The organism is Paraburkholderia sp. Ac-20340 (assembly GCF_017104965.1).
Taxonomy (GTDB): Bacteria; Pseudomonadota; Gammaproteobacteria; order Burkholderiales; family Burkholderiaceae; genus Paraburkholderia.
In genome coordinates this window covers 48,221-64,597 of record NZ_JAAGPR010000013.1, presented here as the reverse complement: position 1 = coordinate 64,597, position 16,377 = coordinate 48,221, and the positions used below count along the sequence as shown (strand labels likewise).

Annotated in this window: 12 protein-coding genes; 4 read left to right on the top strand and 8 right to left on the bottom strand. The window is 61.9% G+C overall.

Translation table 11 applies throughout. The features are described 5' to 3' along the window. Positions 1-65: 65 nt before the first annotated feature. The 6 genes from G3N59_RS17380 to G3N59_RS17355 form a co-directional block, all read right to left on the bottom strand. On the bottom strand, positions 66-1,460 hold the full coding sequence (locus G3N59_RS17380; protein ID WP_205983868.1) for an NAD(P)(+) transhydrogenase (Re/Si-specific) subunit beta: 1,395 nt from the start codon (positions 1,458-1,460) through the stop codon (positions 66-68). A gap of 9 nt (positions 1,461-1,469) precedes the next feature. Further along, on the bottom strand, positions 1,470-3,038 hold the full coding sequence (locus tag G3N59_RS17375; protein WP_205983867.1) for a Re/Si-specific NAD(P)(+) transhydrogenase subunit alpha: 1,569 nt from the start codon (positions 3,036-3,038) through the stop codon (positions 1,470-1,472). Between the two features lie 63 nt (positions 3,039-3,101). Beyond that, complete coding sequence (locus tag G3N59_RS17370) at positions 3,102-3,542, bottom strand: PAS domain S-box protein (RefSeq protein ID WP_205983866.1); 441 nt, start codon at positions 3,540-3,542, stop codon at positions 3,102-3,104. Positions 3,543-3,646: 104 nt separating this feature from the next. Continuing rightward, entirely contained in the window at positions 3,647-4,897 is a 1,251-nt protein-coding gene (gene frc / locus G3N59_RS17365; RefSeq protein ID WP_205983865.1) for a formyl-CoA transferase, read from the bottom strand. A gap of 60 nt (positions 4,898-4,957) precedes the next feature. After that, the gene (gene oxc / locus G3N59_RS17360) at positions 4,958-6,703 is read right to left on the bottom strand and encodes an oxalyl-CoA decarboxylase (protein WP_205983864.1); all 1,746 of its coding nucleotides are present in this window, start codon (positions 6,701-6,703) and stop codon (positions 4,958-4,960) included. 255 nt (positions 6,704-6,958) lie between these two features. Next, a complete protein-coding gene (locus G3N59_RS17355) occupies positions 6,959-7,678 on the bottom strand; it encodes a GntR family transcriptional regulator (RefSeq protein ID WP_205983863.1) in 720 nt (239 codons plus the stop codon). A 248-nt stretch (positions 7,679-7,926) separates the two neighbouring features. On the opposite strand from G3N59_RS17355, the gene G3N59_RS17350 reads away from it, so the two are divergent. Further along, the gene (locus G3N59_RS17350; RefSeq protein WP_205983862.1) at positions 7,927-8,307 is read left to right on the top strand and encodes a hypothetical protein; all 381 of its coding nucleotides are present in this window, start codon (positions 7,927-7,929) and stop codon (positions 8,305-8,307) included. A gap of 84 nt (positions 8,308-8,391) precedes the next feature. Here the strand turns inward: G3N59_RS17350 and G3N59_RS17345 are convergent, their stop codons facing one another. Then, entirely contained in the window at positions 8,392-10,095 is a 1,704-nt protein-coding gene (locus tag G3N59_RS17345) for a long-chain fatty acid--CoA ligase (RefSeq protein ID WP_205983861.1), read from the bottom strand. 158 nt (positions 10,096-10,253) lie between these two features. After that, a complete protein-coding gene (locus G3N59_RS17340; protein WP_205983860.1) occupies positions 10,254-11,027 on the bottom strand; it encodes an SDR family oxidoreductase in 774 nt (257 codons plus the stop codon). Positions 11,028-11,388: 361 nt separating this feature from the next. Between G3N59_RS17340 and G3N59_RS17335 the strand changes: the two genes are divergently transcribed. The 3 genes from G3N59_RS17335 (at position 11,389) to G3N59_RS17325 (ending at position 16,355) form a co-directional block, all read left to right on the top strand. After that, a complete protein-coding gene (locus G3N59_RS17335; RefSeq protein ID WP_205983859.1) occupies positions 11,389-12,798 on the top strand; it encodes a hypothetical protein in 1,410 nt (469 codons plus the stop codon). Positions 12,799-13,120: 322 nt separating this feature from the next. Beyond that, complete coding sequence (locus G3N59_RS17330) at positions 13,121-14,335, top strand: MFS transporter (RefSeq protein WP_205983858.1); 1,215 nt, start codon at positions 13,121-13,123, stop codon at positions 14,333-14,335. Between the two features lie 196 nt (positions 14,336-14,531). Beyond that, positions 14,532-16,355: an AMP-binding protein gene (locus G3N59_RS17325; RefSeq protein WP_205983857.1), complete on the top strand. Its 1,824-nt coding sequence runs from the start codon at positions 14,532-14,534 to the stop codon at positions 16,353-16,355. The last annotated feature ends 22 nt before the right edge of the window (positions 16,356-16,377 follow it).

Genomic DNA, 16,377 nt, shown 5'->3' with positions numbered 1-16,377 from the left:
AAGCCCTTCCTTACACTGCTTCCTGAACGGCGTCCCAGCCGCTTCTCGAGCCGCTTCAAGCCGCTTCAAGCCGTTTCCAGTTGCCTCAGCAAGGCATCGACACTCCCCTTCGCGTCACCGAACAACATCCGTGTGTTGTCCTTATAGAACAGCGGATTGTCCACGCCCGCGTAGCCTGTCGCCATACTACGCTTGGAGACCACCACCGTGCGCGCCTTCCACACTTCGAGCACCGGCATACCCGCGATCGGGCTGGCCGCATCCTCCTGCGCGCCCGGATTGACGATATCGTTCGCGCCGATCACGAGCACGACATCGGTATTCGTGAAGTCTTCGTTGATCTCGTCCATTTCCAGCACGATGTCGTACGGCACTTTCGCCTCGGCAAGCAGTACGTTCATGTGACCCGGCAAACGCCCCGCCACCGGATGAATGCCGAAGCGCACCCGCACGCCCTGGGCACGCAGCCGTCGCGTGATCTCGCTGATCGTACCTTGCGCCTGCGCGACCGCCATGCCATAGCCCGGCACGATCACGACTTCGGCGGCATCACGCAGCAGCGCGCCTACTTCGTCCACGCTGGTGGCTACCACCTCGCCTTCGGGCGCTGCGCTCGCCGTTGCCGCCACCGAGCCGAAGCCGCCAAGGATCACCGAAACAAAGCTGCGGTTCATCGCCCGGCACATGATATAGCTGAGAATCGCGCCGCTCGAACCGACCAGCGCGCCCGTCGTCACCAGCAGATCGTTGTCGAGCATGAAGCCCGTCGCGGCCGCCGCCCAGCCCGAATAACTGTTGAGCATGGAGACGACCACCGGCATGTCCGCACCGCCGATCGCCATCACCAGATGCACGCCCAGCACCGCCGCAATCGCACACATGATGCCGAGCGCCGCGAGCGCCTGCGTGGCATCGGTCGTCGAAACAAACACGTAACCGAGCACGATGCACACCGCGAGCGCGACCGCGTTCATCAGATGTCGAGCCGGCAATACGAGCGGTTTTCCGCCCAGCGTGCCCTGCAACTTGAGAAACGCGACGATAGAACCCGTGAACGTGATCGTGCCGATAAAGGCGCCGACGTAGATCTCCGTATCGTGAATCGCGCGCTCGACGCTGCTTGATTCCACAGCCGGCGAAAGCGCATTGGCAAAGGCGATGAGCGTGGCCGCAAGGCCGACGAAGCTATGCAGCACCGCCACGAGTTGCGGCATCTGCGTCATCTCCACACGACGCGCCAGCACCGCACCGATACCGCCGCCCACGACCGCCGCGACGATGGCGATACCCAGCCCCGCGCCGCGTGTCACCAGCAAGGTGGCCAGCACCGCGATCGTCATGCCGCAGACGCCGTAGATATTGCCGCGTCGCGCGCTCGTGGGATGACTCAGTCCGCGCAGGCTGAGGATGAACAGCGTCGCCGCGCCCAGCCACGCCATATTGCCGATTCCGTTCAGCATGACGTCTCCTCAGGTCCGTTGGAACATCTTCAGCATGCGCTGGGTGACCAGGAAGCCACCCGCGATATTGATCGTGGCAATCACGAGCGCCACGCCCGCCAGCACACTCACGAGCGCATTCGCTCCGACAGGATGAAGCAACGCGCCGATCACGATGATGCCGCTGATCGCATTCGTCACACTCATCAGCGGCGTGTGCAGCGCGGGCGTGACGTTCCACACCACCTGATAGCCGATAAAGACAGCCAGCACGAATACCGTGAAATGCGCCACAAAAGCGGGCGGCGCGATGGCGCCGAGCGCAAGCAGCAACACGGCAATCGATGCGAGCGCAACGATTGAACCGACACCGCTTTTGCGTTCTGCCTCCTTGTCTTTGTTCGCATCGCCATGCGCTGGCAAAGTCGATCTAGCAGTTTCCGGCTTCACCGCAGGGGTGGCCGCCGTGGGCACAGGCGGCGCAGGCCAGCACAATTCGCCCTTCAACATGACGGTCGTGCCGCGCTGCACCACATCGTCCATATCGATCTTCAACTCGCCGTCTTTCGCGCTCGTGAGATCGGTCAGCAGATGCCGCAGATTGGTCGCGTAAAGCTGGCTCGACTGATTCGCCATGCGGCTCGGCAGATCCGTATAGCCGACGATGGTCACGCCATGCGCCTGCACGACTTCGCCCGCACGCGTGAGTTCGCAGTTGCCGCCCTGCTCCGCAGCCAGATCGACGATCACACTGCCCGCGCGCAAACAGGCCACCGTCTGCGCATCGAGCAATCGCGGCGCGGGCTTGCCGGGAATCAGCGCGGTGGTCACGATGATGTCGACCTCCGCCGCCTGCGCCTTGAAGAGCGCCATTTCGGCTTCGATGAATTTCGCGCTCATCTGCTTCGCGTATCCACCGGAGCCGCCGCCTTCTTCCTCCAGTTCGACGGTGAGGAACTCCGCGCCCATGCTCTCGATCTGCTGGCCGACTTCGGGCCGCGTATCGAATGCGCGCACGATCGCGCCCAGTCCACGCGCCGCGCCAATGGCAGCCAGCCCAGCCACACCCGCGCCGATCACCAGCACTTTCGCGGGCGGCATCTTGCCCGCCGCGGTAATCTGCCCGGTGAAAATACGGCCGAAATATTGCGCGGCCTCGATCACGGCACGATAGCCCGCCATATTGGCCATCGAACTCAGCGCGTCGAGCTTTTGCGCACGCGAAATACGCGGTACGCAATCCATGGCCAGCACCGTTGCACCACGCGCGGCGAACGCATCGAGCAAAGGTCCCTGCTGCGCGGGCCAGATAAAGCCGATCAGCGTGGCGCCCTGCTTGAGTTGTTGCGCTTCTTCGATCGACGGCGGCCGCACCTTGAGCACGATATCCGCGTTGCCCCAGAGTTCGCTCGCGTCTTCGACGATGCAGGCGCCCGCGGCACGATAGGCATCGTCGCTATACGACGCGCCATTTCCGGCGCCGGATTCCACTTCGACCACATAGCCCAGCTTCAGCAGTTGCGCGACGCTTTCCGGCGTGGCGGCCACGCGCCGTTCGCCTGCAAATCGCTCGCGCGGTATCGCGATGGTCATCGCCATGCCGTCCGTCTCCTGATCGTTTTGTTGTGCGCGTCTTGCGCGCCCGAGCGACGGGCGCAAGCATCAGGACTGCTGAGCGTGTGCCTGAGCTTCGAGTTCCGTGACGCGCTTGCGCAGATTGCGCTCTTCCTGGAAGCGGGCCGTTTCGTCGCGAATCACCGCGACGATGCCGCTCAATGCGCCCTGCGCATCATGCAGAAGTGCCACGGTGAATGCGATGGACAATGCGCGGCCGTCCTTGTCGACGGCAGGTACGCGCAGCACGTCGTTGCCATAGCGCGTCTGTCCGGTCGCCATGGTCTTCTGATAGCCCTCCCAATGCCGGCCGCGCAAGCGTTCCGGGATGATCAGGTCGAGCGTCTTACCCATCGCCTCGTCGCGCGTATAACCGAACATGCGCGTCGCGGCGGGGTTCCAGTAGGTAATATCGCCGGCGGCGTCCGAGATGACGATGGCGTCGCCGATTGCATCGGCAAGCTGGGCGAAGTCGATGGCGGATGTCATGGCGTTGACCCTGTGGGGAGCGGGTTCTTCGGTCGCGGGCGCATGAAGCGCGAGCCGTTCGGCCTGGGCTTCATGCGCCGCGTTGCGCGGCTACATCGTCTGCATCAAACCGCACGTACCTCGTGCAAGGCCGCAATCTGCTGCGCCGAATAACCGAGGTCCTGCAACACTTCGTCCGTATGTTCGCCGAGCAGCGGCGAGCCCTTGATTTCCGGGCTGAGATCCGAGAACTTGATCGGGCTGCCCACGGTCAGATACGAACCGCGCTCCTTGTGCGGCACTTCGACAATGGTGCCGCTCGCGCGCAACGACGGATCGTTCGCGAGTTCCTTCATGCTCAGCACCGGCGCGCAAGGAATATCGAACTTGCGCAGAATATCCACGGCTTCATACTTGGTCTTGTCGGAGAGCCACGCTTCGATGGTCGCGAAGATATCGAAGATATGCGGCTGACGCGCCTGCGCCGTGTTGTATTTCGGATCTTCGATCCACTCCGGCTTGCCCAGAGCGTGGCAGATCGGCTCCCACGCGTGGCCCTGCACCGTGAAATAGATGTAGGCGTTCGGATCGTTCTCCCAGCCCTTGCACTTGAGCACCCAGCCCGGCTGACCGCCGCCGCCCGCATTGCCGCCGCGCGGCACCACATCGCTGAAGCTGCCATGCGGATATTGTGGGTACTCCTCAAGATAGCCCACGCGATCCAGGCGTTGCTGATCGCGCAGCTTCACGCGGCACAGGTTGATCACGCTGTCCTGCATCGACACGGCCACCTTCTGCCCCTTGCCGGTCTTGTCGCGGCCAATCAGTGCCGTCAGAATGCCGATGGCCAGATGCATGCCCGTATTGCTATCGCCGAGCGCCGCCGCGCTGACCGTGGGCGGGCCGTCCCAGAAACCCGTGGTCGACGCGGCGCCGCCCGCACATTGCGCGACGTTCTCATACACCTTGAGGTCGTCGTAATGGTGGCCTTCGCTGAAGCCCTTCACCGAAGCCACAATCATCTTCGGATTGAGTTCGTTGATGCGCTCCCACGTAAAACCCATGCGATCGAGCGCGCCGGGGCCGAAGTTTTCCACCATCACATCCGATTCGCGGATCAGCTTTTCGAGCACTTCCTTGCCTTCGGGCTTCTTGGTATCGAGCGTGAGCGAACGCTTGTTGCTGTTGAGCATCGTGAAGTACAGCGCATCCACTTCGGGAATATCGCGCAGTTGCGAGCGCGTGACGTCGCCCGAACCCGGACGCTCCACCTTGATGACGTCCGCGCCGAACCATGCGAGCATCTGCGTGCATGCCGGGCCGGCCTGCACATGCGTGAAATCGATGATCTTGATACCGTCGAGGGGTTTGCTCATGGCCTTATCTCCTGATAGTCCTTGGTCAGTCCGATTCTTCTGCAACGAGTGTGTCGGGATTTATTTCTTCATGGCCGCGCTTTGCGGATTCAGATTCGTGAGCCGTCCGCTTTCGGTACCCGCCGATTCGTCGATGACCGCATTGATGAGCGTGGGCTTGCCGGAGGCAATCGCTTCGAGCAGGGCCGTGGTGAGTTCTTCGGGCGTGCTCGCGTAATGGCCGATTCCGCCGAACGCTTCGATCATCCGGTCATAGCGTGCGTTCTTGACGAACACCGTGGGCGCGACGTCGCTGCTACCGGTCGGATTCACATCCGTGCCGCGATAGACGCCGTTGTTATTGAAAACAATCGTGCAAACCGGCAGGTTGTAGCGGCAGATCGTTTCCAGTTCCATGCCGCTGAAACCAAAGGCGCTATCGCCTTCGATGGCAACGACCTGAGTGCCGCTCGTGACCGCCGCGCCGATCGCGAAACCCATGCCGATCCCCATGATTCCCCACGTGCCCGAATCGAAGCGCTTGCGCGGCAAGGCCATGTCGATGATGCTGCGGGCGTAGTCGAGCGTATTGGCGCCTTCGTTCACGACGTTGATCTCGGGACGCGTCTTGAGCACGTCGCGAATTGCGCGCAATGCGCTGTGGAAATTCATCGGCGACGGATTCTTGTCGAGCGTCGCGGCCATCTTCGCGAGGTTCGCGTTCTTGCGCTGCGCCACGGCGTCGAGCCATTCGGCGGGCGGCTGCGGGAAGTCGTTGCCGAGGCCCGCGACCAGCGCTTCCACGCACGAACCAATATCGCCGATGAGCGGTGCTTCGATCGCCACGTTGCTGTCGATTTCCGTCGGCGCGATATCGATCTGCACGAAGCGCTTGGGCGTGGGCGCGCCCCACGTTTTTCCCTTGCCGTGGGCGAGCAGCCAGTTCAGACGCGCGCCGATCAGGACGACGGCATCGGCTTCGGCGAGCACAAACGAGCGGGCGGCGGAGGCCGATTGCGCGTGCGTATCGGGCAACAGGCCCTTGGCCATCGACATCGGCAGATAAGGAATGCCGCTCTTTTCTACCAGTTCGCGGATCTGTGCGTCGGCCTGCGCGTAGGCTGCGCCCTTGCCAAGCAGAATCAGCGGACGCTTTGCATTCCTTAGTACATCCAGCGCACGCTGGACCGAGTCCGGTGCCGGCAACTGGCGCGGCGCAGCGTCCACCACTTTCACGAGCGATTGACGGGCCTTGACGGCGTCGATCGTTTGCGCGAGCAGTTTGGCCGGCAGATCCAGATACACGCCACCGGGACGGCCGGAAACCGCCGCACGAATCGCCCGCGCCACGCCGATGCCAATGTCCTCCGCATGCAGCACGCGATACGCAGCCTTCGCATACGGCTTGGCGGCGTTCATCTGGTCCATTTCCTCGTAATCGCCTTGTTGCAGATCGACGATTTCACGCTCGCTCGATCCGCTGATCAGGATCATCGGGAAGCAGTTGGTCGTGGCGTTCGCCAGTGCGGTCAGGCCGTTGAGGAAACCGGGCGCGGACACCGTCAGGCAGATGCCCGGCTTTTTCGTCATATAGCCGGCCACGGCGGCCGCATTGCCCGCGTTCTGCTCGTGACGGAAGCCGATGAAGCGCATGCCCTCGGCCTGGGCGAGACGCGCGAGGTCGGTAATCGGAATACCGACGAGCCCGAAGATCGTGTCGATATCGTTGAGCTTGAGCGCGTCGATGACGAGATGAAAGCCGTCCGTCGTCGCCTGCTCGTCCTGCGCAGGGCTGTTCTGCGCGTCGTTGATGCCTGCTTCTGCCATGACGTCTCCTCTTTGGCGGGGCGTTGTCGATTCGTGATATACAATATTCCACACACAGTATTAGTCAAGACGTTTTTCGACATCCTCACTACATGCTGCGATGCGATACGTGATGCCAGTTGCACGCAGCGCATTTCGCGTCGATGAATTGATGCGTCACAACGCGCAAGCGCTACGTCTATTAATACGGACTACGAACAACATAAGAAGAACCGACACATCGATTCATACGAAAAACGTCTCAGTGCACGGCACTCAATCGAGAAAATCGCAATTCGCTTCGACGAACAGTGCGAGGTCGATCGAATGCTGACGCACGAGGCGCTCGACGCGTTCGGTATCGCGCGCCTCCAGTGCTTCGATAATGCGCATGTGATCGACGATAGAACGCGAGGCGCGATCGCTCTGCGCGATCGTCATGCGGCGAATCGCGCGCACATGCATAAAGATGTTCTTGATGGTGTCCACGATGATCGGCGACTGCGATAGCTCGACCAGCGCTTGATGGAACATGATGTTGGCTTCGGAGTATTCCTCGATATGCTCGGCCGGCGCCTGCTCGCCGAAGCCGGAGAACATGCGCCGCAATCGCGCAATGTCTTCATCCGAAGCGCGCTGGGTCGCGAGACGCGCCGCAATGCTTTCGAGCGCGGCCCACATATAGATCATCTCGACGATTTCCTTGCGCGTCTTGCGCAGGATATACACGCCGCGCCGCGGCACCGTGCGCAGAAAACCCTCCTGCTCCAGCAAGGTCATGGCCTCGCGTACCGGCGTGCGGCTCACACCGAGCTTTTCGGTGAGTTCCTTCTCATCCAGACGAATTTCGTCTCGCGAGCGATAGATATCGGTTTCGGCAATCGCCTGCCTGAGCTTTGCGTACGCCTGATCACGCAGCGAGATCGTGGCGTTGATGGGTTCGAGCGTCAGGGTCAGCGGCGACGCTCCGGCTTCGTCTTGGGTTTCAGCGGACATCGGTGACGGGTCTCCAACGTACGGTTTAGCCGGGACTTCAGGCGAATTCGATATTTTCAATACAATATATCAGCGATCAAGACGTCACAACGCGGGGTTTACGCGCAGATCAGAGGGTCAGTTGCCTCGGGGATTTCAATACATACGCGATTATTTATATAAATCGAAAAAAACTTTAACTATCGTTTATTCATGGTCCCTCCTACGCTTGGTTCACGCCACTCTTCATCTGCACCAGGAGAATCGCCATGAGCCAAACGTCCCCCGTCGAGCATGAGCCGCATACGCACGCACAATTGAGCGCATTCAATTCGGCCTTCGCCGAACTGGGTTTGCGGTTTCGCTGGGATACGGCCACGCTGCACGCGCTCGCGTCAATCGAAGGCGAAGCGGCACGCCTGTCCACCTACATCGAAACCCATCACGCTCACCTGCTGAAGGCCTATAGCCTCGACTTTCTGTGTGAAGCGATTCTGGGACGCAAGAATGCGCAGGCGCCTGGCGAGTGGAAGCCGGCAAACGTCGCACAACAAGGCGCGGGTAGACAGGCGCAGCATGCGATGCAAGGACAGGAAGCGGGGGGATGGGACTGGAGCGAGCCGGGCCTGCCTGCGCTGGCCGGTGCGTGATCGATAGGAAAAACGTCTTGATCGGCGGCACCCGCATGCGCGAGGCCGCCGTTGATACGTGACTAGCGAAAGTTCACGCGCCGATCAGCGCGTTGCCTCCTCTTCTTCCTGCAGCTTGCGCCAGAGGATCTTGCCGCTGCCCGACTTCGGCAACGTATCGACGAACTGCACGATACGCGGCGCCTTATAAGCTGCCATGTTCTCGTGCGCCCACTTGACGATGTCGTCCTCGTTCACGCTGCCGGTTTGCTGCGGGTCGAGCACGACCACCGCTTTCACAGTCTCGCCGCGCTTCGCGTCCTGCGTGCCGATCACACAGACTTCCTTGATGGCCGGATGGCGATACATCAACGCCTCCACTTCCGCTGGCCACACCTTGTAGCCCGACGCATTGATCATGCGCTTGAGGCGATCGGTCATGAAGTAATAGCCATCCGCGTCACGGCGCACGAGATCGCCGGTACGCAGAAAGCGCTTGCCGTCACGCTCGATAAACGCTTCCTTCGTGGCCTTGGGATTGCCCCAATAGCCTTGCATGACTTGCGGCGCGCACATAATGAGTTCGCCTGCCTCGCCTTCCACCACCTCTTCGAGCGTAATCGGATCGACGATACGCGCATCGACATCGAATACCGGAATGCCCAGACATTGCGCCTTGGGGTTTTGCGGCGGATTGATATGCGTGGCGGCCATGGTTTCGGACATGCCGTAACCTTCCACGAATTCCAGCCCGGTGAGATCGCGCAGTTTCTTGACCACGGCGTCGGGCATCGTCGCGCCGCCGCCACGCATCCACGCAAGGCTGGATAGATCGTATTCGCCGATGCGCGGATTCGAAATGAAATCGACCACCATGGTCGATATCGCCTGCCAGCCGTTGATGCGGTAATGCTCGATGGCGCGCGCCGCGGCGTCGCGATCCCAGCGCGGCAGAATCACCACCGTCGAACCGTTGTAGAGCGGGCTGTTCATACCGCCCTGCATGCCGGTCACGTGAAAGAGCGGCAACACCGATAACTGTACGGCATCCTGATTACTGCCAAACCAGTTGCAGCCGCCCACGGCCGTGCACATGACGCTGCGATGCGTATGCATGCAGCCCTTCGGCTTGCCGGTCGTGCCCGAGGTATAGGGCATCACGCAGAGATCGTCCGCGCCTGCCGTCAACGGGCCGGGCGCGATGTTCGCTGCCAGCACATCGGCCCAATGCGTGACACCGGGGCCTTCGACATGGCGCGGCGCGCTCACGAATTCGGGCGGCGGCGAGAACGGCTCGTTCTTTATATAGTCGCTATAGGTGGCCACAAGCAGATGACGCAGCCCCGGCCCTGCGCCCTCGCCCAGCAGCGGCGCGATGCGCCCATACAGTTCCTGCGTGACAAAGGCCGTCGTGGCTCCGCTGTCTTCGACGTAGTGCTCGAGTTCGTCCGTGAGATTCATCGGATTGACGGGCACGACCACGGCATTCGCGCGCAGGATGCCGTAATAGGCAATCACCCATTGCGGACTGTTCTGCATATAAAGCAGCACGCGGTCGCCAGCCTTCACGCCGCATTCCGTCTGCAGATAGCCGGCCACGCGCTCGGCTTCGTCCTTGAATTGCGCGAAGGTGACGGGCGTGTCGTAGAAAACGATAAAGGGTTTATCGGGGTAACGCGCGGCGGAAACTTCGGCGTTATAGAACAGGTTCGTGGCCGGAATGCTCAGATGCGGCGAGAGTTGCGCGGGCCAGAACGGCGAACGCTTTGCTGCAATTTGCGACGATACAGCGACGGCGGACGTAGACATGGGCAAGTTCCGTCTCGTGGATTGCGCACCGCCAGCGGCGGCGCGCAGGTCGTGCAATCGGCGTGGGCGGCACAAGGGTTACAAGGGTTGCGCCGCCAGCCGTCCGTATACTTAGGCATGCGTATCAACAGACGATAGCGGCCACGCGGCCGCCATCGTCAGACGATGCTCGCGCCGCCGTCGATCGCCAGATACTGGCCCGTGATATGGCGCGACGCGCCGCTCGCGAGAAACACCACCGCGCCCTTGAGATCGCTCTCGTCGCCCAGACGCTGCAGCGGCGTGTGATCGATCACAGTCTGGCCGAGCTTGTCGAGCAGGCCCGCCGCCATTTTCGTCGGGAAGAAACCCGGGCAGATGGCGTTCACGTTGATGTTGTACTTGCCCCATTCGGCAGCGAGCGCGCGCGTGAAGTTGATCGCCGCGGCCTTCGAGGTGTTGTAGGCAATCGTCTGCATCGGCCCGAGCGAGCCCTTGAGACCGGCAATCGACGCGATATTGATGATCTTGCCGCGCTTGCGCCCGATCATGCAGCGCTTGCCCACTTCGCGCGCGAGGAAAAACGGCGCATTGACGTTCAGGTTCATCACCTTATGCCAGGCTTCGTCGGGATAATCCTCGGCGGGCGCGCCCCATGTGGCGCCCGCATTGTTGATGAGGATGTCGATCTGGCCGCACGCCGCCAGCGTTTCATCGACGAGCTTGACGGCCGCGTCGGGCCGCTGCAGGTCGCTGACGATCGTCATTGCCTCGATGCCGAGCGCCTGCAAGTGCTTCTGCGCCTCGGCGAGTTCGTCGGCCTTGCGCGCCGAGATCACCACGCGCGCGCCCATTTCGCCCAGCGCCTCGGCCATCTGCAAGCCAAGGCCGCGAGAGCCGCCCGTGATGAGTGCCACCTGACCGTTCAAATCGAACAATTGCCTGACCTGCATGCTTGCGTCTCCTTGATGTCTGTCTGCCTGACTGGGCCGCGCTGCGACCCGGCGGGTTCTGCTGACTCTCTGCTCATTCATGCACGCCCGCGCTTCACGCTGAATCGTTCGGCGAATTGGTTCCGCACAGCGGAACTCACAGGCACGAATCCGATTCTAGTTACTTCCCTCTACGAAGTGAATCAGGAAAAGCACGGTCGTTCATTATCAACGAAAGTGTGCGAGGCGTGCCACGAGCGCGGCAGATTCGCCGCAAAACGCTATCCGGCCGCAGCCCACGGTTTTTAAGACGACTCCGATATCAGTGCGTCCGACGTCTCGATAAGATTTTTCTTATAAACACAGTGACTTAGGACTCGCCATGCTCCCCGATGCCGAACATCGTCTGATCGACGCTTTCACCGCGCACACGCGCGAACCCTCCAACACAGACACGCTGCTGCAGATCTGCGACGCGCTGATCGGCGCGCAGCGCGACGAGCAGATGCTGCCGTGGGCCGAAAAAGGTCTGGCGCTCGAGCCGGGCAACCGCAGTTTCATCCACGCGCGCGCCCGTGCCTTGCGTCTGCTCGGCGATCACAACCGCGCGGCGCAAACCTGGCTCGATCATTCGACGCTGGACTGGGCGCCGGTTTTCTATCTCGGGCGGCTTGGCCGCGATCTTTATCTGCGCGGCGATGTCGACCTTGCGATCGCCGTCCTGCAGCAGGCCATCCAGCAACCGGGCGAGGCATCGCATCCCGACAAACTGCGCGCACACAAATGGCTGGCCGAAGCCATGCTGAGCACCGGCAACGCACAGGGCTTCATGCAGTGGATCTGGCGCAATTGCGGCGACAGCGGCAGCTACCGGCATAACGAAGTGCCGCTCTGGAGCGGGCAACGCGACCTGCGCGGCGAACGCGTGCTGGTGACGCATCAGATGGGTTACGGCGACCAGTTCATGCTGTTCGGCAGCCTGCGCCACTGGCGCGAAGCGGGCGCGGAAATCATGGTCACCTGCGATGCGCAAATCCACAGCCTGATCGAAGCCTCCCTGCCCGATTGCCGCGTCGTGGCTGCCAGACGCCCGCTCGCGCTGTTCGCTCCGTGCGGCGACGACCTCCTGCCCGCGATCAACGAGTTCGCACCGACGATGCAGGCAACGCTGCTGCATCTGCCGATGCTCGCCATGCGCGACGCGCCGCAGCCTTATCCGTACTTTCCCGCCTTCCTGCGCGCGCCCCAGGCTCAGCGTGAAGAAGCCGCAGCGTGGGCACACCAGTTGCGCGCGCAACATCCTGGCCGTGCGTTGGTCGGTGTCTTCTGGGATTGTGCGCAGCGCCACGAGGAAAGCATACGCAGCAAGGAGCGCAGTTGGGCCGGGCTGCGCAGCATTCCTGTGGACGCGCTCGAACGCCTGACGCTGAACCCGGATCTGGCGCGCCGCGTGCAGTTCGTCAGCCTGCATCACCCGGTTGCCGAGATCAGGAACGGCACGCCGCGTGGCGCGCTGGCGCACTACACGCCCGGCATCGCGAGTTTCGCCGACACCATGGCCTGCGTCGAACAACTCGATGCCGTCGTAAGCGTGGACGCGGGCGTCGCGAATCTCGCGGTCATGGCGGGCAAACCGACGGCCGTGCTGGTCAATCCCACTGGCGAATGGCGCTGGGGGCGCCACGGCACGCGCTCGCCGTGGATCGCCTCGGCCCATGTGCTGCGGCAATCTGCGATGGGCGACTGGAGCAGCGTCATTGCCCGTACCGCCGACTGGCTGGCACAGCGCTGATTCACATAATCGCCGGACTGATCGATAAGGATCGCCAATCAAATCGCCATCAATTTATTCGACTTTCATACTCATTCAATTGCACATTAATTACATTTAAATTACTTTTAAAACAATAAGCTTTCAACTGATAAGTCCCGATCAATCCACAAGCCAGGGATTAGTACGGGTTGCGCCCAACATTCATGCAAATGTTTAATGCCGGGCGTACACTCGTACGAAGCTCGCAGCGCCGCGCACACGCGGGCGCACAACGGCGCGGCGGGCCACTGACGCGATGCCTGGAGACGGCAGATCGCGGCTATATCAGGAGAAAAAAGACATGAGCTGGACGCGAGAGCAAAAAAACGTCACGATCGCAGCGTATTTGGGGTGGACGCTCGACGCCTTCGATTTCTTTCTGATGGTTTTCGTTCTGAAAGATATCGCCACTGAATTCAATACCAAGATTCCTGCAGTCGCTTTTGCCATTACGCTGACGCTGGCCATGCGCCCGATCGGCGCGCTGATATTCGGGCGACTGGCCGACCGTTACGGCCGCCGGCCCACGCTGATGGTCAACATCGCGTGCTACTCGCTGCTCGAACTGCTCACCGGTTTCTCCCCTAACCTCGCCACATTCATTGTGTTGCGCGCGCTGTTCGGCGTAGCGATGGGCGGCGAATGGGGCGTGGGTTCGGCGCTCACGATGGAAACCATTCCGCCCAAGGCGCGCGGCATCGTTTCCGGCCTGCTGCAGGCGGGTTATCCGAGCGGCTATCTGCTGGCTTCGGTGGTATTCGGCGTGCTCTATCAATATGTGGGCTGGCGCGGCATGTTCTTTATCGGCGTGCTGCCCGCGCTGCTCGTGCTGTATGTGCGCGCTCACGTGCCCGAATCGCCGGCCTGGAAGGAGATGGAAAAGCGCGCGCGCCCGAGCCTGCTTTCCACGCTCAAGCACAACGCGGCCCTGTCGATCTACGCGATCGTGCTGATGACAGCGTTCAACTTCTTCTCGCACGGCACCCAGGATCTCTATCCGACCTTCCTGCGCGAACAGCATCACTTCGATCCGCATACGGTTTCGCTGATCACGATCGTGCTGAATATCGGCGCTATCGTGGGCGGACTGTTCTTTGGTTCGATCTCCGAAAAGATCGGCCGCCGCAAGGCGATCTGTATCGCTGCGCTGATCGCGCTGCCGGTGCTGCCGCTGTGGGCCTTCTCGGTTACGCCGGTGATGCTCGCGCTCGGCGCGTTCCTCATGCAGATTTCGGTGCAGGGCGCGTGGGGCGTGATCCCCGTGCACCTCAACGAAATCTCGCCCGATGAAGTGCGCGCGACGTTCCCGGGCCTGGTTTATCAGCTCGGCAATCTGTTCGCCTCGGTGAATGCGACCTTGCAGGCTTCGCTTGCCGAAACGCATAACCAGAACTACGGCATGTCGATGGCGATCGTCGCGGGTACGGTGGCGATCGTGATCTCCGTGCTGATTCTGTTCAGCCGCGAGCGACGCGGTATCGACATGACGCAGACCGCCAAACACGTGGCTGCATAAGCGCGCAAGCCAACGATCGAGGCCGTGCCGGGCGAACAGCCTGCACGGCCTTGTTTTTTGCACGTCGGCTTCAGCCGCCCTGATTCAGCCACGCTGAAAACAGGGAAACTCCGTCTGCCGATCTGGCACACTCCGGTGCATGATGGTCGCGCCACGCGCGCCGCGACCCAACATCACGCCTGACCGGAGACCCAGAATGAGCGAAACGCCACAACCGCCCCGGCCCGAAGCCACGATTGCCGAAGACCGCGCGGCCGACCCGGCGCCTTCAGCCAGCAGCGCGAACGCCGCTCCCAACACCGACGGCATCTGGTACGCCGCCTACCCGAACGGCGTACCGCACGATGTCGACGTCACGCAGTACGCCTCGCTCGTGCAGTTCTTCGACGATTGCACCGCGCGCTTTCGCGACCGCGTCGCCTACGTGAGCGCCGGCTCGCCGATGACCTATGGCGCGCTCGCCCGCAAGGCCACTGCGTTCGCCTCATGGCTGCAGGTCGCGGGCGTGCGCGCAGGCGATCGCGTGGCGATCATGCTGCCCAATACGCTGCAGTATCCGGTCGCGCTGTTTGGCGCGCTCAAGGCCGGTGCGATCGTCGTCAACGTCAATCCGCTCTACACGGCGCGCGAACTCGCGCACCAGCTCAAGGACAGCGGCGCGCAAACCATCGTCGTGTTCGAGAGCTTTGCGAAGACACTCGAAGACGCCCTGCCCGGCACGCCGGTCGAGCGCATCGTCATCACGCAACTCGGCGATCTGCTTGGCGAAGGGCTCAATCTCAAAGGCCGTTTCATCAACTTCATGCTGCGTCATGTGAAGAAGATGGTGCCGGCGTACCGGCTGCCGCAGGCGCAGCGACTGATCGACGTGCTCGAACAAGGCGCGCGCGAGCCGCGGGCGCCCGCCATCCCTCAGCGCGACGATCTCGCCTTTCTCCAATACACGGGCGGCACCACCGGCGTGGCCAAGGGCGCGATGCTCACGCACGGCACTATCCTCGCGAATGTGCTGCAGGCGAAAGCGTGGGTCGCGGGTCAACTCGACAGCGGCGCCGAAACCGTGCTCACGCCGCTGCCGCTCTACCACATCTATTCGCTCACCATCAACGCGCTGATTTTCATGGCGCTGGGCGGACGCAATATTCTCATTGCGAATCCGCGCGACACGAAGCGCGTGATGAAGATTCTGCGCAAGGAGACCTTCAGTTGCATCAGCGCGGTCAACACGCTTTACAACGCCTTCCTCGATAACGAGGAATTCCGCCAGCGCGACTTCTCCGGTCTCAAGCTCGCAATGGCGGGCGGCATGGCGACGCAGAAAGCCATCGCCGATCGCTTCAAATCGGTGACCGGCAAACCGATCGTCGAAGGTTACGGCCTCACGGAATGCTCGCCGATCGTGACGCTCAATCCCGTCGACGTCGCCCATCTCGCCGATTTCGAAGGCTCGATCGGCCTGCCCGCGCCGTCGACCCAGGTGCGCATGCGCCGCGACGACGGCACGTGGGCCGGCATCGGCGAGCCGGGCGAACTGTGCGTGAAAGGCCCGCAGGTGATGCGCGGCTACTGGAATCGCCCCGATGAAACCGCGTGCGTATTCGTCGACGATGGCTGGCTCGCGACCGGCGATATCGGCATCATGGACGCGCGCGGCTATATCCGCCTGATCGATCGCAAGAAGGACATGATTCTGGTGTCGGGCTTCAACGTCTATCCGAACGAGATCGAGGATGTGATCGCCCAGCATCCGGGCGTGCGCGAAGTGGCGGCGATCGGCGTGCCGGACGTCGTGCAGGGCGAGCGCGTGAAGGTCTTTGTCGTGCGGCGCGATCCCGCGCTCACGGAAGACGCGCTGATCCAGTTCTGCCGCCAGCAGCTTACGGGCTACAAGGTGCCGCGCATCGTCGAGTTTCGCGAGTCGCTGCCGCAAAGCAATATCGGCAAGATTTTGCGCCGCGAGTTGCGCGACGAGGAAATCCGCAAAATGGCGAAGGCAACGACTAATAAGGATGCCGAATAATTCGGCGTGTACGCGGACGCAG

Excerpts from the sequence above, each read along its gene's own strand:
- G3N59_RS17380 (WP_205983868.1), bottom strand. The coding sequence starts at position 1,460 with ATGCTGAACGGAATCGGCAATATGGCGTGGCTGGGCGCGGCGACGCTG.
- G3N59_RS17375 (WP_205983867.1), bottom strand. The coding sequence starts at position 3,038 with ATGGCGATGACCATCGCGATACCGCGCGAGCGATTTGCAGGCGAACGG.
- G3N59_RS17370 (WP_205983866.1), bottom strand. The coding sequence starts at position 3,542 with ATGACATCCGCCATCGACTTCGCCCAGCTTGCCGATGCAATCGGCGAC.
- frc (WP_205983865.1), bottom strand. The coding sequence starts at position 4,897 with ATGAGCAAACCCCTCGACGGTATCAAGATCATCGATTTCACGCATGTG.
- oxc (WP_205983864.1), bottom strand. The coding sequence starts at position 6,703 with ATGGCAGAAGCAGGCATCAACGACGCGCAGAACAGCCCTGCGCAGGAC.
- G3N59_RS17355 (WP_205983863.1), bottom strand. The coding sequence starts at position 7,678 with ATGTCCGCTGAAACCCAAGACGAAGCCGGAGCGTCGCCGCTGACCCTG.
- G3N59_RS17350 (WP_205983862.1), top strand. The coding sequence starts at position 7,927 with ATGAGCCAAACGTCCCCCGTCGAGCATGAGCCGCATACGCACGCACAA.
- G3N59_RS17345 (WP_205983861.1), bottom strand. The coding sequence starts at position 10,095 with ATGTCTACGTCCGCCGTCGCTGTATCGTCGCAAATTGCAGCAAAGCGT.
- G3N59_RS17340 (WP_205983860.1), bottom strand. The coding sequence starts at position 11,027 with ATGCAGGTCAGGCAATTGTTCGATTTGAACGGTCAGGTGGCACTCATC.
- G3N59_RS17335 (WP_205983859.1), top strand. The coding sequence starts at position 11,389 with ATGCTCCCCGATGCCGAACATCGTCTGATCGACGCTTTCACCGCGCAC.
- G3N59_RS17330 (WP_205983858.1), top strand. The coding sequence starts at position 13,121 with ATGAGCTGGACGCGAGAGCAAAAAAACGTCACGATCGCAGCGTATTTG.
- G3N59_RS17325 (WP_205983857.1), top strand. The coding sequence starts at position 14,532 with ATGAGCGAAACGCCACAACCGCCCCGGCCCGAAGCCACGATTGCCGAA.